The organism is Lacibacter sediminis, assembly GCF_014168535.1.
Taxonomy (GTDB): Bacteria; Bacteroidota; Bacteroidia; order Chitinophagales; family Chitinophagaceae; genus Lacibacter; species Lacibacter sediminis.
In genome coordinates, this window is the sequence record NZ_CP060007.1 from 3,887,436 (window position 1) to 3,911,967 (window position 24,532).

Below are 24,532 nucleotides of genomic sequence, written 5' to 3' on the forward strand. Positions count from 1 at the left end.
TCGGATACAAGCACTTATACCCTATCCCTAACCATTGTTTTTACCACTCATCCAACTGTGGGGGCATAAAATTGTTCTATGCTTACCTTTAGCCATTCTATAAAACACATGAGAATAATTACATTGGTTGCAGCTGCCATTTTTGTTTTGGCAATAAGCTGTAAAGACGAAAAAAAACAATCCGCAGCAGCACAGGGAGGCCGTCAACAAGGACCCATGACGGTTGTTGGCTACATCGTTAAAACAGGATCTGTTAGTGAGCCCGTGCAACTTCCCGGCACTCTTTTACCCATGGAGGAAACACAGATACAGGCTGAAGTAAGTGGTCGTGTAGTTTCACATTCTATTAACGAGGGAGCTTTTGTGAACAAAGGTGCATTACTCGTAAAACTGTTTGATGGTGATCTGCAGGCTCAATTGAAAAAGCTGCAGGTGCAGTTGCAGATCGCTGAAAAAACAGAAGAGCGTAACAAAGAGTTGTTGAAAATAAGTGGCATCAGTCAGCAGGATTACGATCTTAGTTTTTTACAGGTGAGTAATATCAATGCAGATATTGAACTGCTGCGTACAAATATTGTAAAAACAGAGATCCGTGCTCCCTTTAACGGACGCATCGGTTTTAGAAATATTTCGAATGGCGCTTACATCACTCCTGCAACTATCATCACAAGTCTTCGCCAGGTAAGCCAGATGAAATTACAGTTCAGCGTTCCGGAAAAATATACTTCCAAAATTCGCATTGGTCAAAGCATCAGCTTTTCAACTGAAGGAAGCAACCGCAAGTTCATTGCAAAAGTGTATGCTACTGAATCAACCGTAAGTGAAACGACACGTGGTTTGAATGTGCGTTGCATGGTTCAGCAAAATGATGCTTCATTGGTACCCGGCTCGTTTGCAAAAGTTGATATGGACTTTGCAAGAAATGATAATGCTATCCTTGTTCCGGCGCAAGCCATATTGCCACAGGCAAGAGGTAAAAAATTAATTGTTTACAGAGATGGCATTGCCAAATTTGTAGATGTGCAAACAGGTATCCGTGATTCTGCTAATGTAGAAATTACAGGTGGTGTTGTTCCTGGTGATACCATTATTACAACCGGACTACTCGGTTTAAAACCAGAGGCAAAAGTGAAACTCTCTAAAGTTCAATAATAACGTATGACTATTTCCGAACTGAGTTTGAAGCGACCCGTGCTGGCCATTGTGATGAACATCATGATCGTATTGTTTGGCGTCATCGGGTTTCGTTTCTTAGGTATTCGTGATTACCCGGCAATTGATCCTCCCAATATCAGTGTACGTACTTCATACCCCGGTGCAAATGCCGATGTAATTGAATCGCAGATCACAGAACCGTTGGAGAAATCGATCAACGGTATTGCAGGCGTAAAAAATATTACGAGCAGCAGCAGCCAGGGTAACAGCAATATCAATGTTGAGTTCGAATTAGGTTTTAATCTTGAAGAAGCAGCAAATGATGTGCGTGATAAAGTATCACAAACAGTTCGTTCACTCCCTGCCGATCTTGATGCCCCACCTGTTGTTACAAAAGCAGATGCCAGCAGTGATCCGATTCTTTCCATGACTATTCAAAGTGAGAGCAGGAATCCTTTACAGGTAACAGAATATGCAACAAACAATTTACTCGAACGCATACAAACCATTCCCGGTGTTAGTACTGTGAATATCTGGGGTGAAAAAAGGTATGCTATGCGTATCTGGTTTGAACCCGAAAAACTATTATCATACAAGCTAACTGCAAAAGATGTGCAGACGGCACTGCAACGTGAAAACCTGGAATTGCCCTCCGGTAAAATTTCAGGTAACTCCATGGAGTTAACCGTTCGCACGTTCGGTCGATTAACAACAGAAGAAGATTTCAATAATCTCATTGTTGCAAATATAGAAGGGCGTGATATTAAATTAAAAGACGTAGGACAGGTTGTACTTGGCCCGGAGAATGAAGAAAGTGGTTTGAAAGAAAGTGGAACGCCAATGATCGCCCTGGCAATTGTTCCGCAACCGGGCAGTAACTATGTTGCTATTGCCGATGAATTTTATAAACGTTACGAACAGATCAAAAAAGAAGTACCTGCAGATATTACACTTGATGTGGGTATGGATCAAACAAAATTTGTACGTAAATCCATTGCGGAAGTAGAGGAAACACTTGTACTTTCTTTTGCATTGGTGGTGCTTATTATCTTCCTCTTTTTCCGTGACTGGATCGTTGCGATCCGTCCGTTGATCGATATTCCTGTTTCATTGATCGGTGCATTCTTTATTATGTACCTGAGCGGCTTTACCATTAATGTACTTACGCTTCTTGCTATTGTATTGGCAACAGGTTTGGTGGTGGATGATGGTATTGTGGTAACAGAAAATATCTTTAAGAAAATGGAACAGGGCATGGATAAATACAAGGCTGCCCGTGAAGGTTCCAAAGAAATTTATTTCGCCGTTATTGCAACCTCCATCACATTAGCAGTAGTATTTCTTCCAATCATTTTCTTAGAAGGATTTGTGGGTCGTTTGTTCCGTGAGTTTGGTATTGTGGTAGCAGGTGCGGTATTAATTTCTGCATTTGTATCACTTACCTTAACACCTGTACTCAACGTTTATTTAACCCGCAAAGGCGGTACAAGGCATGGCTGGTTCTATCGTGTAACAGAACCATTCTTTACCGGTATGGAGCGTGGATACCATAAACTGCTTATTGGTTTTATGCGTGTAAGATGGGTGGCACTGATTTTAATCATCGCTTGTTTTGGTATCATCTGGATGATTGGTAATTCACTGCAAAGCGAGCTTGCACCAATGGAAGACCGAAGCCAGTTCCGCTTACAGGTAAGTGCTCCCGAGGGAACCAGTTTTGAAGCAATGGATGCTTATATCGATAAACTTAACCAGCTTGTATTGGATAGTGTGCCCGAAAATAAGGTACTCATCTCCGTTACTGCACCGGGCTTTACCGGAGCAGGATCGGTAAACAGTGGTTTTGTTCGTTCATTGCTTGTTGATCCTGATGAACGTGATCGTTCACAACAGGAGATCGTTGATGTTATCAATCGAAATTTGCCAAAGTATAATGAAGGAAGAGCTTTTGCCATCCAGGAACAAACTATTTCAGTAAACCGCCGTGGTGGTTTACCGGTTGCGTTTGTTGTACAGAATAACAATTTTGATAAATTGAAAGAAGTATTGCCGAAGTTCCTGGAAGAAGCCCAGCGGAATCCTGTGTTTTCCAGTGTTGATGTTGACCTTAAATTCAATAAACCTGAACTGCGTTTAAATATTGATCGTTTACGTGCAAGTGAGTTAGGTGTAAGTGTCACCGATATTTCAGAATTGATGCAGTTATCGTTGAGTAACAGAAGACTTGGTTACTTTATTAAAGATGGTAAACAGTACCAGGTAATTGGCCAGGTATTAAGAGATGATCGTGATGATCCAACCGATCTGAAAAATCTTTTCGTTCGCAATGCTTCAGGACAAATGATCTCTGTTGATCAATTCGTAAGTTTTGAAGAAGAAACAACACCACCAACGCTTTACCATTTCAACCGTTATAAATCAGCAACGATCAGTGCAGGTTTAGCACCGGGTAAAACGATTGGTGATGGGATTAAGGAAATGGAAGCCATTGCTGATAAGTTGCTCGATGAATCGTTCAACACAGCACTGTCTGGCAACTCAAGAGATTTTGCTGAGAGCAGTGGTAATACATTTTTCGCATTGGGTCTTGCATTGATATTGATCTTCCTTGTATTGGCTGCACAGTTTGAAAGTTTTATTGATCCGTTGGTGATCATGTTTACGGTACCATTGGCTATTGCCGGTGCATTATTCTCATTGTGGTTGTTCGATCAAACCATCAATATCTTTTCACAAATTGGTATGATCATGTTGATCGGGCTTGTAACCAAGAACGGTATCCTGATCGTTGAATTTGCCAATCAGAAAAAACATGCCGGCATGTTGAAGAAGCCTGCGGTTATTGAAGCAGCCACCATGCGTTTGCGTCCCATCTTAATGACGAGCCTGGCTATGGCACTCGGTGCATTACCATTGGCCTTGTCGTTAGGTGCAGCATCAACAAGCCGTATTCCGTTGGGTATAGTAATCGTTGGTGGAATTATGTTTTCGTTGGTATTGACACTGTTTGTCATTCCTGCAATGTATTCGTACCTGTCATCCAAAAAAATTAAAGTGCATGAAGAAGAAACTGAAGCTGCTATTAGCAAGTTGTCTGATTAATATACTTGCCTTTGCGCAGGAACCATCAAAGCTCAGTGTTGATGATGCTATACGCATGGCCGTTGAAAAAAACTTTGATGTAGAGATCGTAAAGAATGAACAACAGATCGGCGCTATCAATAATAATTGGGGCACAGCCGGTTTATGGCCTAACATAAATCTCAACAGTACTCTCGGCATTGCGTCTAATAATCTTGAACAGCGGTTAACAAACGGCACAACCATTAAACGTAATGGTGCCATTTTGCGGAACCTCAACGCAGGTTTTGCTGTAAGCTGGCGCATTTTTGATGGCATGCGGATGTTTGCCAGTAAACGTCGGTTAGAAGAATTAGAAAAGATCGGTGAATTGAGTTTCCGCAGCCAGGTAAACACAACTGTATTTAATGTGATTGCTGCTTACTATGAAATTGTACAGCTCAATCAACAACGAAAAGCATTACAGGCAACCATCAAATTTTTTGAAGAACGTAAGCTGATAGCTGAAAGCAGGTTTACCATTGGAACTGCACCTAAAACAGATTTCCTGCAGGCAGAAGTAGATCTCAATCAACAAAAAGGAAGTTTGCTGGCCATTGAAAATAATATTCGTGTAGCCAAAGCTAACTTCAATAATTTACTGGCACGTAAACCCGAAACGATTTTTGAAGTAATGGAAGTGATAGAGCCCGATGCAACCGTTAGCTATGCTGCATTGCAACAAAAAGCTACAACAGATAACTATGATCTGTTACTGGCTCAAAGCAGCTTATCTGTGTTGGTACAACAAAAACGTGAGATCATTTCTCAGCGTTTGCCTTCGGTTACACTCAATGGCAACTTCAACTTATCACAAAGTAAGAACGATGCCGGTTTCACCTTGTTTAACCGTAACCTCGGACCAAACGGAAATATTGGTATTGCTATTCCAATATTTCAAGGCGGAAATATCAAACGCCAGGAACAGGTGGCAGATATTGGTATCAAGAACCAACAGATCGTTATTGACCGTTTAAAGAACCAGGTGAATACAAGTTTGCTGAATGCTTTTTATAATTTTCAGAATGCACTCAATTTGGTAAAGCTTGAAAAAAACACATTGGCATTAATTGAAGAAAACAATGTGATCGCTACCGAGCGTTTCCGTAAGCTGGCCATTACATCACTTGAATTGCGTCAGGTGCAGATCGATTATATCAATGGGCAAACACGCTACATCAATTCTCTTTACATGGCAAAGCTGGCTGAAGCTGAGATGAAGTTGCTGGCGGGGGATCTCAATAAACTATAATTCAACTCAACTTATTTAAAGGTTCGGCCAGTCAGCCGGACCTTTCTTTTTTTACTGCCTTTAGTTTTGTTTCTTTGCATAAATCAATTTATGGCAACTCCGATCATTGGTATTATTATGGGCAGCGACAGCGATCTTCCTGTTATGCAACCTGCAGCCGATATTCTGAAAGAATTTGGTATCGATTATGAATTAACGGTTGTATCAGCTCATCGCACACCTCTTCGCATGGTGGAGTATGCAAAAACTGCAAGAGAAAGAGGATTGAAAGTAATTATTGCCGGTGCCGGTGGTGCAGCCCATTTACCGGGCATGGTTGCGAGTATTACAATCTTACCTGTAATTGGTGTACCTGTAAAATCATCGAACTCAATTGATGGTTGGGACTCTGTTCTTTCTATTCTGCAAATGCCGAATGGTGTGCCTGTTGCTACCGTTGCTTTGAATGCTGCAAAGAATGCAGGCATACTCGCTGCAGAGATCATTGGTACATTTGATGAGAATGTTGCTGCAAAGATTTCTGCTTACAAATCAAGTATGAATGATGAAGTGCTCACCAAGGTTACTAAGTTGAAACAGCAGGGATGGGATAATAAGTTTGATTGATTTACTTTTTCGTTGTTAATACCACAAAGTCCTGCTCCAAAGAAAGTGAATGTTGATACAATGCATCAATAAAACCACTTCCCTCTTTTGCATAAAAACTTAGAAAACTTTCTTTACGCTCCTGCAATCCATTACCGGGAAAAAGTTGTTGTTTGATTGTTTGTATCTGACGTTGCTCATCGGCATACTTTCTTTTTTCTGCACGAATGATTTTCTTTTCCAGTTCCTGCAAACGATAAACAGCTTTTACTTTTAATGCTTCAACATGTTGAAGCAAGGTGAGATCAACGGTTGCCGCTTGTTCTTTCAATAATTCATACAACTCCTCAGCCTTGGTTAACGTGCCGTTGAGTTGAATTTTATTTACTGTTGTTCGATGTACATATTGATTAAGTAAAGCTTCGCTGCTTTTGAAAAAATCCTCAACAGTAAAACCAAGCTTCTCAATCTTACTGATCCATTGCTTTTGTGTTACAAGAAATGAATTTCGTAAGACCAACACAGGATATGGAACGTGATGATGTGCAAACACATTCTTCAACTCTAACCAATAAGCCAACTCTCCACCACCGCCAATGAATGCAATATTTGGAAGAATCGTATCCTGGTACAATCCACGAAGAATCACATTCGGGCTGAAACGCTCAGGATGTTCTTTTAACTCTTTCAGCACTTCTTCTTTCGTAAACTTGATGGTTGTATTTGCAACAGCAAATCCATCGCCATCTGCTTCTATCCGTTCACGCAGGTCTTCATCAAAATAAAATAAGTTGATCTCTCTGCCGCCTGCCTGTACTTTGTAATGTGCATCGAGTTTATGAATTGTATCTGCCACCTGTTTTGCTGATGAACGATTGAGCAGCTCATCTTCAAACACAGGAATCATCTGTTGCTTCAACTCTTTCGCATCAGCATTGATCACAATCAAACCAAAACGTTCGAACAGGAAATGTACAAAGGCAAAAGTTGCATCCTGTATGGTTGTTTTCTCTTTGTACGATGCAAGCAAGGCGTCTATAATTTCTTTACCATGTGGCTCTACCAGTAATTGTCCGCTGATGGCATGAATGAGTTGAGTAATGTGTTTATCAACAATCATCCTGCCAAAGGCTCCGTTCTGTTTAGTGGCCCATTGATACTTCACGCCATTCACAGTAGCATAACTCAGTTCTTCAAAGTCAGCATCTTCGCTGCCCATGTAATACACGGGTATAAAATTGTATTGGGTTAACTCCTGCTTTAAAGTATCGGCCAGTTTAATGGCATGCAGAATTTTATAAATGAAGTAGAGCGGCCCCGTAAATAAGTTGGGCTGATGGGCTGTTGTAATCGTAAACGTATTTTCCTTTAATAGTAACTCAATATTGCGGTTTACCGCTGTCGATTCATTTACTGCCGCATATTGCTTTCTCAAATGATCAACCAATACCCGACGGTTGGTCTTGAACGCCGAACGTTGTGCAATAGCATGCTTGATTCCTTCGATATTGGGGCGATGCACATAGAAGGGCTTTAATGCCACAGCATCATCCAGGTAATCCAAAACAATTGTTGAAAAAGCAGCCGTGTTACGGTAAGTGATCCGTTGCGATGTACAGTCCATACGTTTTGTAAAATTAGGAACATCCTGACGGTTACAAACAACCGTCCGACAAGTTTTCACATTCCTTTATTTGAGTTCGTAGGCCACTACCGAATTTCGCCAGAAAGTAGGGACGTATACGATGCGTTTCGCAGCATCATAGCCAATATCGGCAGAGTTGATCTTTTGTTCCCTTCCATCAAGCAACACTTGCTTGGTGCCATCTGCATTTACATAGTACACCACTCCGATCCATGTTGAAACAATATAATCGCCGCCGGTAACATGTTCAACACCATCTGTGCTGGCTTCCATTCCGTCGGCAAGTTTGGTGAGCGATCCGTTTTTCTCCATACGGTACATACTGCCTGCATCCAGTATGTACAAACTTCCTTTGTGCTTTAATACACCATTCGGTCCTTTCAATTGCATTGTATCGAGCAGTACGGTAGCTTTTTTATTTTCAATGCTGTAAACTTTTCTTCCTCGTGAATCCGACACATACACTGTTCCGTTTTCTTCTACACTGATATCGTTTAACGTAACAGCTCCATCAACAACGATGCGATCAACAATTGCTCCTTTGGTAATATCGATCACCACTACTTCATTAAGATCGGCCACATACAAATGATTTTTGTGCATGCCCATTCCTTTGGGCGCCTGCAAACCGGTTATCCATTCAGCTGTAATAACTTTTCCGTCCATACCCACTTTACCGATAGAACCTTTTCCATCCTTTGCCCACGGCTGCCCATCGATATTGGATACATACAACACACTGTTTTTATGATCGATAAAAACCGATTCAGGAACTTTCAACGTGGTATCTGTTTCCCACAGTTTTACAAGTTGATGTTGTGCAGTTGCTGTGAACAGAATGGAAGTAAACAGAAGAATGGATACAAGCTGTTTCATATTACTCAGTGTGCAGATTGTTTTGCAAAATGCACAGCAAATTAGGAAAACCTTTTGGGATTATATGGGTTGATATCCACGCTGGGTGTTTCGCCATTCGCAATCTCCGCAACAAGCTTACCAGTGCCTGCACCCACACTCAACCCGATCATTGCATGACCGGTTGCAATAATGGCATTCGATTTTATTTTACCGATATAAGGCAATCCATCGGCTGAACAGGGACGATAGCCATACCAGATATTTTCCTGCGATGGCATCGGAATTTTAAACTGCGGGACAAACCGTTCTACTGCATTTAAAATACCTTCTACCCGCTTATATCGTGGAGGCGTTTTGATTGAGGTGATTTCCATCGTACCACCAAAACGGATCTTATTTCTGTCCATGGGTGTGATGGCTACACGACCTTCCTGCAACACCGCAGGATGATTAAATGTAAACGGAGAATCTTCCAATGTAACTGAATAACCACGGCCAGGCATGAGTGGTAAATTCAGACCGAGCTTTGCAGCCATTTCTCTCGACCATGATCCTGTTGCTATAACTACCATGTCTGCATCGTAACGTTGCTTGTTACTGATAACAGATTTGATCTGATCATTACTCATTTCGAAACCCGTTACTTCCTGCTGCGGAATTAACTGCACACTTTTTTGCTGAAGTATGTTCAGCAAGCCCTTCATTAATTTCTGCGGATACAAATGTGCATCGCATTTAAAATACAGCGCACCACGTATATTCAATTCAACCTGTGGCTCCATGGCCTGTACTTCTTCTTTCGATAACATCACTGCTTCCAAACCAAGTTTTTTTGCTTCCTCAGCTACATGATGTGAGTGTTCTTCGTTCGCCTCTGTTTGAAACATTTCCAGGAGCCCCTTCTTTTCATACGCAAAATCGAAACCGGGAATGGTTGTCCATTCTTCGTACAACTGTTGACTAAGCAACGCAATATCACGGAGAGGAATAGCCGATTCTGCAACATGTTTTGCAGTAGCGCTCTTCATGAATTTTAACCCCCACGAAATAAGTGCCGCATTTAATCTTGGCTCCACATAAAAAGGGCTTCTTGAATTCCACATCCATTTCAAACCCTGTGTTACAATACCCGGTGTTGCCAATGGAATAAAATGGCTCGGACAAACATAGCCTGCGTTGCCATACGAACAGTTATCAGAAAAATCATCTTTGTCCAATAGAGTTACACCCCACCCGCTTTGCTGCAGATAGTAAGCCGAACTTAAACCAATAATACCACCGCCAATTACAATTGCTTTGCCCATTTTATTGCTGATCTTTTATTGTACGTACACCAAATACACGTCCTGCTGTTTTTCCATGGTTCGCCTCAACCTTCACGGTGATCTTTGTTTTACCGCTGATCATTGCTGCAGGTAGTTTGTATTCGATATCATAAAACTTACCTGTCTTACCTCCCTTCCAATCTACCGTTACAAGCTTTACACCGTCCACTAAGATATCAAATACACGATCCTTATCATCGCCGATATAGGTGAACAGTAAAGAATTTGTTACCGAATCATCCACTTTCATTTCAAACTCGAAGTTGTTATTGCTTCTTGCTTCACGACCCATCCTGTCCATAGCATCGCTTACATAAGAACGTTCTGTTGCTTTGAGGTTATGATCACGTTCGGGTTGCATTTCACCCACACGAAAGTTATCAATAGTTCTGTTTTCAATTTCCTGCACACGCTTTTTCTCCGCTTCATAATCGGCCTGCAGCTTTGCAAATTCAGTTGGTGTAAAATAATCCCAATACACACTGTAATACTGATCGTAGGTTTGATAGAACGGGATCAACTTCACATCAAACGGCTTACCTACGTTCTTCATTTGAAATTGTAAAGAAGAAGATGGTTGAATCCAATCGTTTACATTACGGTTTGAAGTCAACAACACCGGCACTCCAATAACAGGATCGGGTTTTTCTTTTCCTAACAAACCTGCCAATACCAACGGGCCGTATTTGAATGCAATACGATTGGGATTGTCCGGCATTGCTTCGGTATACAAATTCATGTCGAGATCAACTGTTACAACATCACCGTTTTTCCAAATACGGGTGGCTGTTAAATAACCAGCTGCATCGGTTTCGGTTTTTACCGCAGCATTGTTTACTTTAATTACTGCAGTTGTATTGCTCCACGAGGGTTTACGGATCTTTAATGTAAACGAAGAGGGTTTTGCTGCAGTAACAACAAGCCTCACCTGTTTACTTTCAGGAATATAATTGGTTTGTGTAATGCGGATGTTCTTTTCTTTCCAGTTCAACACAGAAGGAATAAAAAGATTGACGTAGAGATTATTCTTGCCATCATAACTGTATATCTGTTCTGCATACTTCGCATGATTTTCAATACCACTTCCCACGCAGCAGGTGAATGTATTGAACTGATCGCTGAACTGTTTTTTTGTACCCATGCGCAATGGAACAAAATAAGTCATCATGCCATTCTCCGGATTTTGTGACGCAAGAATATGATTGTATAATGCACGTTCGTAATAATCCATCAACTGTGCAGATGGCTGCCATGCAAACAAATGCCTTGTCAGCTTAAGCATATTGTAGGTGTTGCAGGTTTCGCAGGTATTATCGCTTAACCGATCGTTGAGTTTCCCTGCTTCGCCGCAATACTCGTAGTTGCTGTTGCCACCAATTACATAACTATGGTTGTGCACCATCGTTTCCCAAAAGAACGAGGCAATAGTAGCATCACTTTTGTTTCCGGTTAATTCATATTGCCGTGCGCTGCCGATTGCTTTCGGCACATTCGTATTGCTGTGTTTGCCGGGCAAAGGATCGATGCGTTGCGCCAGTTTGCCCATTACAAACTCATCGTAAAATTTATACGAGAGATCAAGATATTTTTTGTTGCCGGTGAAAGAATAAATATTCGCCAGCACATCATTCATCCCACCGTATTCACAGTTCAACATTTTCAATCGTGTTGAATCGGGCAAATGATTCACGGTGTTGTATGTCCAGTCGGCCATGCCTGTTACCAGCTTCAATGCTTTGTTGCTGTTGCAATACAAATACGCATCGCATAAACCTGCCATTACTTTATGCACCGTATACCAGGGGCTCCATCCTCCGTTCAGATCAAAACCCGATGATTTAATTTCTCCCTTTGCTACTTTTCCAAAAATGGAATCTTCTTTTGGTATGGCACCAATATAACCGGTCTTGCGTGCAAGCTGGCAACGTTCCAATTCGTTAACGATATAATCAATGCGTTTTTTAAATTCTGCATTGCCTGTCGACACATACATCATTGAAGCTGCAGATAAATAATGCCCTAATGTATGTCCCGATAATCCATCACTCTCCCATCCGCCATAGATCGAATCTTTCACCGGCAGTCCTGCATTTTTATAAAAGCGGTACAGCAACCTATCTGCACTTAACGATAACAGGTAAGCACTATCCAGCTGCATGGCTTTTGTAAACGGGCTTGCCAACAGTTTTACATCACTCAACGGAAATGCAAAGGCTTTCACCTGCACAACAGGCTGCACTTTTACTTTTGCATTTTTCTTTTCGGGTATGTACGATTGTGCAGCACACAACAGCAGCGAAGACAACAACGTAATTGTGCAGACGAATTTCTTCATGTTACTACTCAGTAATTAATTTTTACATCTTTAATCGTTGTTGGCAACCACACCTGCATTTCATTTTTACCACGGTTGGCCCATGTGTAATAAGGAATGGCAATGATCTTCCGCTTTTCAGTACGGATCGATAAACCATCTTCCCCAACAAGTACAACCGGCACTTCTGCTGTTAATGCTTTCACCGGCTCATCCATTATTTTGTAATCGATGGTTTCAAACTTTGTATTGGGAGGCAACACAATATTCCATGCTTTGTTATTATTATCTGCACCTTCTACACAATACACAATTGGTCCACGTTGGATGGCGATTCGATTGTTGTTTTGCTTTAATGAATCTTTTGCAGTAACAGTATAGGTGTTCATGGCAAATTCAAATTCAACAATATCGCCTTGCTTCCATTCACGATATACCGAAAGGTATCCATCATTATCTGTCACTACCACCGGCTTACCATTTATTGCAATACCTGGTGTTGCCGAAAAAGCATCACCTCCATGCACATACAGATCTCCCGGTACTGAACCATTCTTATACCAACCGGGGATACGGATACTCAATCTAAACTTTCCCTTTTTTTCCGGACTGACAACAACTTTCACTTTCCCATCCCATGGATAATTTGTTTCCATCTTCAAATCCACTTTTGTTTTTGGCAACTGAATACTTGTATTACTGCCTACAAACAAATTCATATAAATACCATCATCGCTTTTTGCATAAATATAATCGCCGAGTGATGCCACCATGCGTGCAATATTTGCAGGACAGCAAGCGGTACCAAACCATTCTCTTCGTTGATGCTGTCCACGTGATGCCAAAGGATTACCATAAAAGAAACGATCGCCGGTTAAACTCAAACCGTCCAACGCACCATTATATAAACTGCGTTCCAACACATCCATATACATCGCATCACCTGTTAATGCATTCATGCGCTGGTTCCAGAACACCATGCCCACACTTGCACAGGTTTCACAATAGGCCTGTTCATTCGGCAGATCATAATCATTACTGAAACCTTCATTACTTCCTGCCGAACCGATACCACCGGTGATATACATATTACGATACACCACATCTTCCCATACTTTTTTCATGGCTCGCATATAATCCACATCACCTGTTTGTGCTGCCACATCAGCTGCGCCCGTGTACATATACATCGCACGTACTGCATGACCGGTGATTTGTGTTTGTTCTTTCACAGGCAAAATATCCTGCGCATAAGCCGTGTCTTTCCAATCGGTCCATGTATAACCTTTTGCCAAACGTTTGCCACGTTCGCTCAATAACCAATCAGCAAGTTTTAAATATTTTTCATTCTTGGTTGTCTTATACAATTTCACCAATGCTAATTCCAGTTCCTGGTGACCGGTTACCCAATGACGTTTACCGGGACCAAACAATGCATCAAAATGATCGGCCCACTTAATGCACACATCTAAAAATTTACGTTTGCCTGTTGCATTGTAATACGCAACTGCCGCTTCGATCATGTGGCCTGCATTGTAATCTTCATGCATGCTCATATCGGTGTAACGATCCTGCAAACCCTTCAATGTGTACCAGGTGTTGAGGTAACCATCCGGTTGTTGTGCAGCTGCTATCTTATCGATCCACTCATCGCATTTCTTTTCCATCTCTGCATTCGGATGCGTCTTTAACGAATACGCCATTGCTTCCAATGCTTTGAACACATCGCTGTCATCATAAAAAATACCTTCGTGCTGTTCACCCTTGTTTCTTGCAACACGTTCAAAATTTTTTAAACGTGGCGTAGCAACTTCTGTTTGATAAATACAGGCCGCTAATGTTTTCGTTGCCACTTTATCGATCTTTGGTTTCCAGAATGCATCAGTCACATTCACCTGCGAAAAATTGATGAACTCAATTTTCTGTAAGTTGGTTTGGGCAAACAGGTTTAACTGAAACAGGCAAACAAGTAAGAGGAAAGTATTTTTTTTCATGTTCTGAGCTGTTGAATTACTATTAGTCATACGTTGCGTCGCACACTTGTGCTATCTTATTTCTATGCAGCTTTTTTAAACGTCTGCTACTCTGAATGATTTTACTTCAATCGTTTTCCAAACCCCGTCTTTAATGTATGGTTCGTTTGTATACCAATGATCAAAATCTTCTTTTGTTTCAAACTGAACAATCATGATCGAACCACGCATCTTTCCTTCTTCATCAAGCGTGGCACCACCAACAACAAAGTTGTTTTGCTCTTTTAATTTCTTTGCACCAGCCAAATGAAACGGACGAGCCAGCATTCTTCTTTCCAATGCATCTTCATCTGTTCCGTCCTGCGCAATGATGACATATTGTTGCATACTACTTTCGTTTAAACTTCATTAAAAAGAAGATGTTCAAATAAGTTAGCTTGTGCGTTTGATGGCCTCCTTTCAGGGAGGTCGGGAGGGTTTTAAATCACCTGGAACCCATACGCATACGGATCATCCTCCCTATCAATGCTAATTGTATTATAACCATAGATCTTCGCCCAACCTTCAATACCCGGCCGGATGGCTTTGATGCCATTCACTTCAAGCTCTTCTTCAATGGTACCAATGAACTTACTGCCGATGATGCTTTCGTGAATGAACTGATCACCTTTCTTCAACTTACCTTTTGCATACCATTGCGCCATGCGTGCAGAAGTACCCGTACCACATGGACTACGATCAATGGCTTTATCGCCATAGAACACGGCATTGCGTGCAGTTGATGTGGGATCGATCACAGCACCCGTCCATAAAATATGACTACAACCATTGATCGTTGCATCCTGCGGATGAACAAATGTATATTTCGCATTGATGTTCTTGCGTAACTCTCTTGCCCATGCAATGAGTTTATCAGCTGCATAATGTTCAAGACCCTTGAAATTTTTCTGTACATCAACAATGGCATAAAAATTTCCACCGTATGAAACATCAATTACTAATTCACCCAACTCAGGACAATCAACTGTTAACTCCGTTGAATGCAAATATGCTGGCACGTTGGTAAGCTTTACACTTTTTACCTTGGCCTGAAGGCCAAGGCCAGTCATAGTGTATTCAATCATTACTAAACCGGCCGGTGCTTCCATACGAATGATGCCCTGTGTTTTTGGAATGATCAATCTCTCTTCTACTGCAATTGTGATCGTACCAATTGTTCCATGTCCGCACATTGGTAAGCAACCACTTGTTTCAATAAACAAAACAGCTACATCATTCTGCGGATCATGCGGCGGATACAAAATACTTCCACTCATCATATCATGTCCACGTGGTTCAAACATCAATCCTTTTCTTATCCAGTCATACTCTTTTAAAAAGTGTTGCCGTTTTTCACTCATGTTATTTCCTTCCAATGCAGGACCACCTTCCGCAACCAACCGAACAGGATTGCCGCAGGTATGTGCATCCACACAATGAAACGCCCAGCCACTAAAACGATTGAGCGAACTGTTGGGATATTTTTTTATGATAGGGCTTGTTGCCATTATTGTAAACTGTTTAAATCGTCGAGTACATAAACACCACGGCCGTACGTGCCGATCACTAATTTTTTATCTCTCGGATGAATGAACAGATCATTCACAGAAACAGATTCAGGAATAGTTCCGTTGATAGCGATCCATTTTTTGCCGCCATCTTTACTCATGTACACACCAAAGTCTGTTCCACAGAATAAAACGTTTGCATTATCCGGATGTTCTGCAATGACGTTTGCTGGAGATGCAGGAAGATTAGAAGCAATGGATTTCCAGGTTGCACCGTAATCATCACTTACATAAACATAAGGCGTATTGTTATCTGCACGACGATCATTCAACACTACATACACTCTTGAAGGATTGAATGCAGATGCAACAATCTTCGCCACATGTTTATTGTAAGGAAGTCCTTTGGTAATTTCTTTCCAACTAGTGCCATCGTTTGTTGTTAACCAAACACGACCATCATCAGTACCGGCATATACTACACCTGCTTTGTTCCCTTCTGCAACAGCAGTGATCGCCTGGTGATAAATGAGGTAAGGATAATTTCCATTGCGCTCTTTCCTGTTATACGAAAGATCGCTGCTGATCATTTTCCATGTTTCACCGCCGTCTTCTGTTTTGTACAGATGCTGCAAACCATGATAAAGCACTTTGTTATTGAACTTACTCATGATGGTTGCGGCGAGCCACTCGCCACGCAACGAATCAATACGACCCACATCAAATTGTTTGAATTGCTTCATGCCTTCTCTTCTTCCTTTGCTTATATCGGTACGCATCAAACGTCCGTAGTAAGAAGAGGCGTACACAATATTTGCATCCATAGGATCAACAGCAATTTGTGTTCCTTCACCACCCGGTGCCATACGCCATGGGCGAAGTGTGGTATCGGCTGCTTGACCAAATGTGTTGCTTACATTACCGCTCATTGTGCCTTCATCCTGCACTGCACCAAAAATGTTGAAAGGTGTTTGCATATCGTATGCAACCGTATAGAATTGTGTAGTAGGAATTTCATCAAAGAAATTTTTCCATTTCTCTCCTCCGTTATAAGTAATAGAAACACCACCATCATCACCCATGATCATGCGATCAGGATTTTCTTCATCGATCCATAATGCATGATGATCACCATGTGTCCACTCGCTTTGTTTATCGGTTGCTTCCCAAACCTTCCATGTTTTACCTCCATCTTCACTGATCGCCTTCTCGACACCAAATGCATAAACCCGGTTTTCATTTTTCGGATGTACTCTAATTTGACTGAACACCCAACCATAGGTTCCGGAGAATGGTTTTAAGAAATCGTGCACCTCTCCCATCTTCTCCCAACTCTCACCTTTGTTACTGCTGCGATAGATCGCTGCACCGATCACAACCTTCTGCACTTTACGTTCGTAGCTATCTGTTTCACCGGGATTCGGATCACGCTTTTTATTATGATCATCCACAAACGCATACAATACATTCGGGTTCGAATGACTAGCGGCAAGGCCTATGCGGCCTGTGAGTTTTGTATCAGGCAAACCTTTGGTGATCTTCTTCCATGTTTTGCCGGCATCAGTTGTTTTGTACAAATTATCGCCATCTTCAGGTACCGGATCGCTCCAGCGTTTACGGATGCGATTCCACATGCTTGCATATAATGTATTGGGATCAGATGGATCCATCACAAGATCAATACATCCACTCTTTTCACTTTCAAACAAAATATTCTTCCATGTTTTGCCGCCATCGGTTGTAAGATAAACACCACGGTCTTTGTTGTATGTCCATTCGTTACCACTTGCAGCCACATAAACAACATTTGCATTTTTTGGATGAACGATGACACGTGCAATCGTTCCAGTATTTTCCAAACCAATATGCTGAAATGTTTTTCCTGCATTGGTTGTTTTATACATGCCGATGCCAGGCAACGATGCACGGAAAATATTTGCTTCACCTGTACCAACATATAATGTGTTGGGATCAGATTTAGCCAATGCAATATTGCCGATGGATTGTGTTGCTTCTTGATCAAAGATTGGCTTCCAGGTTGTACCTGCATCTTCTGTTTTCCATAAACCACCTGTTGCAAATGCTGCGTAAAACACATTGGGATTACCGGTGATTCCCACCACATCGGTACTGCGACCACTTCGGTTATCGGGCCCCGTTAAGCGCCACTGCAGGTCTTTATACGGCGATTGCTGCAATAACAATTGCTGTTGTTTAAATGCAGCGATCTTTTGTGCGCCTGTTGTACTCTTGTTTTGCGCCACAGCACAAAAAGGCAAGAGCAGAAAAAGAAAAAACTTTCGCATGGATGGTTATGTGATTAAAATGATTCAGACAGGTTTCTTCGTCAACTCACTGTTCACTCTGCGCCAGATGCCTAATGGATTTTCATTCTTCAATTCATCGGGCAACAATTCGTTGTCCCAGTTTTGTAATGAGATCGGTCGTGCAAAACGTTTGATTCCATCTGCACCAACACTTGTATAACGACTATCGGTTGTCGAAGGAAACGGACCACCATGATGCATACTTAAACAAACTTCTACACCTGTTGGTACTCCATTCAAAATAAAACGACCGCAGATATTTTTAACGGCTTCGATCAATTCTTCATTCTTCTTCAACTCACTTGTCGTTGCCATGAGTGTTGCGGTCAACTGTCCTTCCAGATGTTGTGCAACCTCCAGCATCTCTGCTTCATTCTTACAACGGATGATGAGTGAGTAAGGACCAAATACTTCCTGGTGTAATAACGGATTGTTTAAAAATGTTTCTGCACTTGCAGTAGCAACAGTTGGCAAACCTTCATCTTCTTTCACTGCTGTTTCACTTTCTGCAACAAGGTGTACCTCGTCCTGCAGCAATGCATTTCCTTTTTTCTCTTTGTATGCTTTCACAATACCTGCATGCAACATAGCAGCAGGTTGTGTTTTTTGGATTGCTTTACCAAGATCATGCGTAAATGTTTTCAATGCATCACTTTCAATGGCAACGATCAAACCTGGGTTGGTACAAAACTGTCCTACCCCTAATGTAATGGAACCTGCATAAGCTGTTGCGATACCTGCTGGATCACTTGCTAATTTCTCCGGTAATAAAAACACCGGATTCACACTGCCCATTTCTGCAAATACAGGAATCGGCTCTTTACGTTGGTTGGCCCAATCGAATAGTTGTTTACCACCGCCATACGAACCGGTGAACCCAACGGCTTTTGTAAGCGGATGTGTCACCAATGCTTTGCCTGTTTCAAAACTTGCGCCATACACATGAGTAAACACACCCAATGGTAAATTATTAAATGCTGCTGCTTTAAAGATCGCATCGGCAACGATGTGCGATGTTTCCGGATGCGCAGGATGTGCTTTTACAATCACCGGACAACCGGCTGCCAATGCACACGCTGTATCACCACCAGCTGTTGAATACGCAAAAGGAAAGTTGCTTGAACCAAATACGACAACAGGTCCCATTGGTATCAGCATTTTTCTGATATCGGGTTTTGCTGGCACTTTGTCGGGTATTGCTGTATCAATACTTGCTTCGAGCCATTCGCCACGTTCGCATGCATCGGCATAACTGTTCAATTGAAAAATAGTACGTCCACGTTCACCTCTTAATCTTGCTTCGGGCAAATGCGTTTCACGCATGGCTGTTTGAATCAATGTATCGCCGCAGTTTTCTAATTCAATAGCAATAGAACGTATAAAGGCTGCTCGTTCTTTCAAACTTTTTTTGCGATAGATATGAAAAGCTTTCCATGCTTCCTGCATGTAAGCATCAATTTCATGTAACGGCGTATCTGCTAAATTCATGTTTGTTGTTTGATGGATTATAAAACCGGTCGTGCAGCAAGTCCATCGTTAATGATTTTTAAAATACGAGTTCGTTCGCTGCCCTGTAAAGTTAATCGAGGAGCACGAACATATTCACTCCCAATTCCGGCTTGTGTAGCCGCCAGTTTAATATATTGTACTAGCTTAGGATGAATATCCAGTTCCAGCAACGGCATGAACCAGCGATAGATGGCTGCAGCCTCTGCAATCTTACCTGCTTTTACCAGGTTATAAATCGTTACTGTTTCTTTGGGGAATCCACAAACCAAACCTGCAACCCATCCATCAGCACCCAAACACAATTCTTCCATTGCCAATGTATCTACACCGCAAAGAATTTTCAATCTTGTTCCAAAACGATTGATCAAACGAGTTACGTTGGTTACATCTCTTGTACTTTCTTTCACCGCAGTGATGTTGCTGCATTCGATCAGTTCTTCAAACATATCGAGTGTAACATCAATTTTATAATCAACCGGGTTGTTATAGATCATGATCGGCAGATCGGTTGACTTGGCAATGGTTTTAAAATATTCCACTGTTTCCCTGTCATCACTTTTGTAACGCATCGGTGGTAACAGCATTAATCCTGCTGCCCCCCATGCTTTGGCATTAGCTGCCTGTTGCACGGCATCTTTGGTTGTGCTCTCTGCAATATTCATGATCACCGGAATTCTTCCGTTGAGAAATTTGATCGCATGTTTGATCAGTAATTCTTTTTCTTCAGCAGTAATGGTGCTGGCTTCGCCGAGTGAACCACCAATGATCACACCATGCACACCTGCATCAAGTTGCGCCTGCAGGTTTGTTTCAAACATTGCGAGATCAACTTCATCGTTAGCGGTAAACGGTGTAAGCAAAGCGGGGAATACTCCTTTCCATTCGAATGACATAGTATAAAATTTTAAACGAAAGTAACCCATACGTGAAAGAAAAGAGAGGCGGTTCTTAACGGATTCTTTACCGATATTAACCCGATATACCTGTATTTTTACAAAACAGGCTAATATTTGCTAAAATGAAGATTGTACAGTTTACCATACCGGTGGCGGGTGACAGTTCCATTGTGGTGCAGCACGAAGTGTTACCACATTTTTATGTACACCTTCACAGGCACCAGGAAATTCAGATTACTTATATAAAAGAAGGAACAGGTACGCTCATTGCTGGCAATTACATGCAGCCGTTCATGCCGGGTGATATTTATATCCTCGGCGCCAATCAACCACACCTCTTTAAAAGTGATCCCATATACTTTGATAAACGCAAGAAGAAAAAGGTGGAAGCACTATCACTTTTCTTTAAGCCTGCACAACTCTATGAAACTGTACTCGCATTGCCCGAAACAAAACCGACCCGCCGTTTCATCGAACAAACCAACTCCGGGTTAAAAATTGCTTCAGCATCAACAAAAAAGATTTTTGATGAGATGCAGCAGGTGCAACAGGCCAAACAAGCTTATCGTCTTTCATCTTTTATTCAATTGTTGCAAACGCTCAGTAACAGCAAAGGCAATCGTGTTCTTTCATCGGCATCAACTATTTACAGTATTTCCGATACAGAAGGTTTACGGATGAATGATGTGTACCGTTACACGATGGAACATTACACCGAACACATCAGCCTTGAACAGATCGCTGCAGTTGCACATTTAACGGTACAGGCTTTTTGTCGCTACTTTAAAAAACATACCCGCAAAACATATATCAGTTTTCTCAACGAAATACGCATCAACGAAGCCTGCAAAAAAATGACCGGAAATGCTGCTGTTGCTATTTCAGCAGTGGCGTATGAATGTGGTTTCAGCAGTGCCGTGAGTTTTAACCGGGTGTTTAAGCAGGTAACCGGCGTCTCTCCCTCCCGTTATTTGGCCGATTACCGTCAGCAGGTAAACTGACGGCCTTTCCGTATTTTCGCAGTAAGATTGTTTGCACATGGAAACCTACGGTAAAATTTTACTCATTGCCATGCCGGCTTTTTTATTGCTGGTACTTGCTGAAGCATATTATGGAGTTTGGAAAGGAAAACAAACTGTCCGCAACCTGGATATGATCTCCAGTCTCAGCAGCGGTATTACCAACGTTACAAAAGATGTGTTGGGATTAAGCATTGCCATCATCGGTTATGGCTGGCTGGTTGATAAATTAGCGATCGTACATATTGAAAACAATATCCTTACTTACATCATCGCTTTTGTCGCACTTGATTTTGCCGGTTACTGGGTACATCGCTTAGACCATGAATATAATTTTTTCTGGAACGCCCACATCATTCATCACAGCAGTGAAGATTTTAATTTAGCCTGTGCACTGCGACAAAGCATTTCTGTTGTGTTCCGTCTCTTCACCATCTTTTTATTACCGGCTGCGTTGCTGGGTGTGCCAACCATGGTTATTGCGGTTGTTGCACCGCTGCATTTGTTTGCACAGTTCTGGTATCATACACAGCACATCAATAAGATGGGATTTCTGGAGAAGATCATTGTTACTCCTTCGCATCATCGGGTACATCATGCCATCAATCCCGAATATTTGGATAAGAACTACGGACAGATCTTTATCATTTGGGATAAACTGTTTGGAACCTACCAGGAAGAGTTAGCGGATAAACCACCCGTGTATGGTATTACACGTCCGGTACAAACATGGAATCCTATCAAAATAAATTTCATGCATTTAGGTTTACTCATCAAAGATGCATGGTTGACAAAAAGCTGGAACGATAAATTCCGCATCTGGATGATGCCTACGGGTTGGCGACCTGCGGATGTGGCGGAAAAATATCCCGTGCACAAGATCAATGATGTGTACAACATGCAGAAGTTTGATACGAAAGCTTCACCTTCATTGCATATGTGGAGTTGGGTACAGATCACGATGACATTATTATTTATCAGTTATCTCTTTGGAAATATTGCTTCCATCAACGCATTGAACGCATACTATATTTATGTCTATGGTGTGTTCATCTTCCTGAGTGTGTATGCTTACACCGATCTGATGGATCGTAATAAGTATGCTATTGTGTGGGAAGTAATCAAGAACAGCTTAGGCATCGCTATCATTTTACAAACCGGCGATTGGTTTGGTGCAGCTGCACTTAGTCCCGTTCTTAAATATATCATTGGCGCATATTTCATCCTCTCTACAATGTTTACGCTTTGGTTTGTGATGAAGCATGCGAAGGAAGATGAGCGAGTTGCAATACTTGCGTAGTTATTGTTGATACCGGCAGTTGTTTTTTATGGCATCGCCTGTTGCGTCGCAATCCTTTTATCGTTCGGTAATTCTATTAATCTTACCATGCGTTCCTACGGAACGCAAATACCAATTTAAATCTCTCTACTACCCACCAAATGTTCCTACGGAACATAAAACCTGAAATAACAACCAGCGTCTTCTTGTCCCGTAGGGACATCTCATGGGTAGCTAAAATATTTGGAGTGCTATCCGTTCCGTAGGAACGGTTGGTGCCTCAATATAATTTTTTAAATCCGTTGCAATCCTACCAAGCGTTCCAACGGAACGCAAATCCAAATTCATATCTCTCTACCCGGCAAATGTTCCTACGGAACATAAACTTTGGAATTACAATCATCTTCCTCTTGTCCCGTAGGGACATCTCATGGGTAGAAAACATGTGCGGAAAGGGTTTCCGTTCCGTTGGAACGGTTGGTGCTCCAATCGTACCATACCAGCTATTGCAATTTCAACAAGCAATATCTAAATTCACAAAAACACGAACATGGCAAACACCTACACCCAAATCCATTTGCAATTTGTATTTGCTGTAAAATACCGCAAAGCACTCATTCTCCCCGATTGGGAAGAACGACTTTACCAATACATGACAGGCATCATTCAACACAACGAACACAAGATGTTACAGATAAATGGCATGCCTGATCATATTCATCTGTTTATCGGTATGCGACCAACTCAATCTATTTCATCACTTATTCAAAATGTAAAAACTGAAAGCAGCAAATGGATCAATGATAATAAATTTACCACTTCACACTTCTCATGGCAGGAAGGTTACGGTGCTTTCTCGTATTCCAAAAGCCATGTGCCCGATGTGATCCGCTATATTCAAAACCAAGAGATACATCACCAAAAAGAAAGCTTCCTGGATGAATATTTAAAATTGCTGAAAGCATTTGAAATTGAATACGACGAAAAGTATATATTTAAAGAACTAGAATAACATGTAGTTATTTATTTTATTTCTATGAACCTAACATTGACGGTAGTTACTGTATTTCTTTTTATCATCATAGTTCGTTTACTATTTAGAAAAATCTGGGATTTACCGAAATACAAGGGTCGATTGATAACCGATGGCTCAGGGATCTCTGATTTTATGACAGAGGAAGAGTTTTGGAAAATCATTCCCAGAACAAGAGATCAATCGAATAGACATTATCCTTCACATTGTGCACTGTTGACTGAGACGCTTTCTAAATTAACAAGCGACGAAATCATCCGTTTCAATAGAACTTTTTTATTGATTATGGCCCAATCCTATGACTACAGATTATGGGAAGCAGCCTACTCATTAAACGGAGGTTGCTCAGATGATGCTTTTGAATATTTCCGTTCATGGCTGATCAGTCAAGGAAAAAATAAATTTTATTGGACATTAAAGTTCCCGAGGCTACTATTCCTGATTGGGGTAAAAGAAATAGTTGAACACTATGAAGGTATAGCCTACTGTGCCTATGAAGCATATCAGCGAAAAAACAATACTGATATTCCCGAAGTTACCGATATAGCATACAAAGACGGCGGTGTCATGTTTAAGGAAAGTGAATCCTTTTTTAAATACCCCGAGCTTGCATTACTGGCTTGGTAATTCTATCCACTCATCCTCTTTTTCCTCCTTTCATCGCTTATCACAAAAATTCTTCTCCGGCTCATGCA

At 41.5% G+C, this 24,532-nt stretch carries 18 protein-coding genes; 8 read left to right on the forward strand and 10 right to left on the reverse strand.

What is annotated here, in order from left to right:
• Positions 1-108 precede the first annotated feature (108 nt).
• The 4 genes from H4075_RS16515 to purE all read left to right on the forward strand — a co-directional run bounded on the left by H4075_RS16515 (position 109) and on the right by purE (position 6,133).
• Positions 109-1,152, forward strand: a complete 1,044-nt coding sequence (locus H4075_RS16515) for an efflux RND transporter periplasmic adaptor subunit (RefSeq protein ID WP_182801931.1) — start codon at positions 109-111, stop codon at positions 1,150-1,152.
• Positions 1,153-1,158: 6 nt separating this feature from the next.
• Positions 1,159-4,257 (forward strand): efflux RND transporter permease subunit, encoded by a 3,099-nt coding sequence (locus H4075_RS16520; protein ID WP_182801932.1) that lies wholly within the window; start codon positions 1,159-1,161, stop codon positions 4,255-4,257.
• Positions 4,214-5,527: a TolC family protein gene (locus H4075_RS16525; protein WP_182801933.1), complete on the forward strand. Its 1,314-nt coding sequence runs from the start codon at positions 4,214-4,216 to the stop codon at positions 5,525-5,527. The genes H4075_RS16520 and H4075_RS16525 overlap by 44 nt, the downstream gene beginning before the upstream one ends.
• Before the next feature lie 90 nt (positions 5,528-5,617).
• Positions 5,618-6,133 carry a 5-(carboxyamino)imidazole ribonucleotide mutase gene (purE, locus tag H4075_RS16530; protein ID WP_182801934.1) on the forward strand — a complete coding sequence of 172 codons (516 nt, stop codon included), beginning with the start codon at positions 5,618-5,620 and terminating at the stop codon, positions 6,131-6,133.
• Position 6,134: 1 nt separating this feature from the next.
• On the opposite strand, the gene bshC is transcribed toward purE, so the two are convergent.
• The 10 genes from bshC to H4075_RS16580 form a co-directional block, all read right to left on the reverse strand.
• Positions 6,135-7,736 (reverse strand): bacillithiol biosynthesis cysteine-adding enzyme BshC, encoded by a 1,602-nt coding sequence (gene bshC, locus H4075_RS16535; protein ID WP_182801935.1) that lies wholly within the window; start codon positions 7,734-7,736, stop codon positions 6,135-6,137.
• 66 nt (positions 7,737-7,802) lie between these two features.
• Positions 7,803-8,633, reverse strand: a complete 831-nt coding sequence (locus H4075_RS16540) for an SMP-30/gluconolactonase/LRE family protein (RefSeq protein ID WP_182801936.1) — start codon at positions 8,631-8,633, stop codon at positions 7,803-7,805.
• Positions 8,634-8,674: 41 nt separating this feature from the next.
• Positions 8,675-9,919 (reverse strand): NAD(P)/FAD-dependent oxidoreductase, encoded by a 1,245-nt coding sequence (locus H4075_RS16545; protein WP_182801937.1) that lies wholly within the window; start codon positions 9,917-9,919, stop codon positions 8,675-8,677.
• Position 9,920: 1 nt separating this feature from the next.
• Positions 9,921-12,275, reverse strand: coding sequence for a glycoside hydrolase family 127 protein (locus H4075_RS16550; RefSeq protein WP_182801938.1), 2,355 nt, complete (start codon positions 12,273-12,275; stop codon positions 9,921-9,923).
• Positions 12,276-12,283: 8 nt separating this feature from the next.
• Entirely contained in the window at positions 12,284-14,248 is a 1,965-nt protein-coding gene (locus H4075_RS16555) for a glycoside hydrolase family 127 protein (RefSeq protein ID WP_182801939.1), read from the reverse strand.
• A gap of 75 nt (positions 14,249-14,323) precedes the next feature.
• The gene (locus H4075_RS16560) at positions 14,324-14,614 is read right to left on the reverse strand and encodes a YciI family protein (RefSeq protein ID WP_182801940.1); all 291 of its coding nucleotides are present in this window, start codon (positions 14,612-14,614) and stop codon (positions 14,324-14,326) included.
• Positions 14,615-14,706: 92 nt separating this feature from the next.
• Entirely contained in the window at positions 14,707-15,774 is a 1,068-nt protein-coding gene (locus H4075_RS16565) for a 4-hydroxyproline epimerase (protein WP_182801941.1), read from the reverse strand.
• Positions 15,774-18,080 carry a WD40/YVTN/BNR-like repeat-containing protein gene (locus H4075_RS16570; protein ID WP_182801942.1) on the reverse strand — a complete coding sequence of 769 codons (2,307 nt, stop codon included), beginning with the start codon at positions 18,078-18,080 and terminating at the stop codon, positions 15,774-15,776. Before H4075_RS16570 ends, H4075_RS16565 begins: the two co-directional genes overlap by 1 nt.
• A 24-nt stretch (positions 18,081-18,104) precedes the next feature.
• The gene (locus H4075_RS16575) at positions 18,105-19,589 is read right to left on the reverse strand and encodes an aldehyde dehydrogenase (NADP(+)) (RefSeq protein ID WP_182801943.1); all 1,485 of its coding nucleotides are present in this window, start codon (positions 19,587-19,589) and stop codon (positions 18,105-18,107) included.
• A gap of 17 nt (positions 19,590-19,606) precedes the next feature.
• Positions 19,607-20,503, reverse strand: coding sequence for a dihydrodipicolinate synthase family protein (locus H4075_RS16580; RefSeq protein WP_182801944.1), 897 nt, complete (start codon positions 20,501-20,503; stop codon positions 19,607-19,609).
• Positions 20,504-20,628: 125 nt separating this feature from the next.
• Between H4075_RS16580 and H4075_RS16585 the strand changes: the two genes are divergently transcribed.
• The 4 genes from H4075_RS16585 to H4075_RS16600 all read left to right on the forward strand — a co-directional run bounded on the left by H4075_RS16585 (position 20,629) and on the right by H4075_RS16600 (position 24,464).
• Complete coding sequence (locus tag H4075_RS16585; RefSeq protein WP_182801945.1) at positions 20,629-21,507, forward strand: AraC family transcriptional regulator; 879 nt, start codon at positions 20,629-20,631, stop codon at positions 21,505-21,507.
• Positions 21,508-21,544: 37 nt separating this feature from the next.
• The gene (locus tag H4075_RS16590; RefSeq protein WP_182801946.1) at positions 21,545-22,825 is read left to right on the forward strand and encodes a sterol desaturase family protein; all 1,281 of its coding nucleotides are present in this window, start codon (positions 21,545-21,547) and stop codon (positions 22,823-22,825) included.
• A 529-nt stretch (positions 22,826-23,354) separates the two neighbouring features.
• Positions 23,355-23,816 (forward strand): IS200/IS605 family transposase, encoded by a 462-nt coding sequence (gene tnpA / locus H4075_RS16595; RefSeq protein WP_182801947.1) that lies wholly within the window; start codon positions 23,355-23,357, stop codon positions 23,814-23,816.
• Between the two features lie 24 nt (positions 23,817-23,840).
• A complete protein-coding gene (locus tag H4075_RS16600; RefSeq protein ID WP_182801948.1) occupies positions 23,841-24,464 on the forward strand; it encodes a DUF4240 domain-containing protein in 624 nt (207 codons plus the stop codon).
• Positions 24,465-24,532: the final 68 nt, after the last annotated feature.